2 protein-coding genes are annotated in these 1,570 nt (G+C 38.0%); both read right to left on the minus strand.

All coding sequences use genetic code 11. From position 1 onward, the window contains the following. Positions 1-234: 234 nt before the first annotated feature. Entirely contained in the window at positions 235-1,164 is a 930-nt protein-coding gene (locus PX636_RS14970) for a lysylphosphatidylglycerol synthase transmembrane domain-containing protein (RefSeq protein WP_288117696.1), read from the minus strand. After that, positions 1,157-1,570: DUF29 domain-containing protein (locus PX636_RS14975; RefSeq protein ID WP_288117697.1), on the minus strand; the 414-nt coding region annotated here is incomplete at its 5' end. The genes PX636_RS14975 and PX636_RS14970, both read right to left, overlap by 8 nt.

Here is a 1,570-nt window from a genome sequence, read left to right on the forward strand (position 1 = left end):
ATATAAGGGTTACATCCCTTATAACCCCCGTCCATTGCATAACAAAAACCGAAGAACCAAATTTTTCACCCCCACAGATGAAAGAGGTTTCCTTCCCTACACCCCACACCCCACACCCTCTTTCAAGTCAGGAGATAGATAGGAGTTGAGAAAATTATCTTCGCTTAACAATGATCAAAACTTTTCTTCTGGGTGCGTTACATTGGGCTAACACACCCGAATAATATTCTTAAGCTAACTAAAAAACTTGGCTTTATCTTTAACTAATTTTGTCCCGATTCCGGCGGCAATGACCTCAGAGAGAATGCTAATTAAACGATAGATAGCAACGGTGATAAGTACGTTAGCGGCGGGAAAGTTTTCTGTGTCTAAAAGTGCGATCACTGTAGCTTCAAAAACTCCTAATCCTCCCGGCGCTCCGGGGACAACTAAACCCAATAACCAAGCAAAACTAAAGGTTCCTAAGAGGGGTAAAATCTGAGCGGGGGTAATCATTTTTAACACCATCCAAGCTAAAATAAAACCCGCACCGCGCCACAATAAAAATCCAGTTTCACCCAAGAGAGGGACGAGAGGATATTTAGTTAGATAAACAGGTTTTTGAGCAATCTTTTTCTTTTGGCTAAGGATTTTCAGAGGATAATTTAAAAATTTGGGATGAATGCTGATTAAAATTAATCCTAAAACTAATATCTGTATCCCTAGACTTGAGCTAGATTTCATCCAACCTAAACCACTACCAATAACTGCTATGGCTAAGGCTGCACACACCAGCAATAAAAGTTCTAATAAAACGCTTAAACTAGCGGTTCCCCAATCACTTCCTGCTTTATTAATTGCCACAATGCGAGCATAAAAGTGGCCGATATTACCGGGTAGATATTTTCCTAAATTGGTAATCATATAGATGCCAATTCCTGTGGAGGTTTTAATCGGTTGTTGATAGCTTTTGAGTATCCATGTCCACACCCATCCTGCCCAAATTTGAGCGATAACGGTGGTTACAAGTGCCAAGAAAAGAAATAACCAACCATGATTTTCAATTCTAACTGAGGTGACGTTATCCCAGTTATTTTTAAGGTTACTGAGAACAAAAAATAAGGTTCCCCCAATAATCAGCCAACGTAGAAACTTTTTCAGCATTTCATTTTTTCCTTTATTCATTTTCTGGGGGGAACCAATCGAGATCAAGAAGATTTTCTAAACTGTAGGGACATTCCCCAGGAAAACTAACTTGATTATCGGTTTTTTCTCTAACATAATTTAAAGCTTTCTGGTAAATACGAGGTAATTCTTGAGTGAGATAATTGCGGAGATTAGTAGTTAAATAAGTGTCGATCTGGTTTTTGAAATTGACGATTTCTGAACGCCAATGACTACGATTATATTCTCTTTCACTTGTCCAAAATTGTAATAATAAACAATCTCTAATAATTTGCTCTAATAAACTGGCAACACGAAACTTTTTTTCGTTTCCCAAGTCTTCTAATTCCTCGATTAAGTTTTCTAAGTCTAAAGCGTCAAATCTCTTCGCTTTTAAGAGTTCGATAGTTTCTTCCAACCAGAGGGA

The organism is Microcystis sp. M53598_WE2 (assembly GCF_030067735.1).
Taxonomy (GTDB): Bacteria; Cyanobacteriota; Cyanobacteriia; order Cyanobacteriales; family Microcystaceae; genus Microcystis; species Microcystis aeruginosa.

Coding starts and splice junctions, on each gene's coding strand:
- PX636_RS14970 (WP_288117696.1), bottom strand. CDS start 1,164: ATGAATAAAGGAAAAAATGAAATGCTGAAAAAGTTTCTACGTTGGCTG.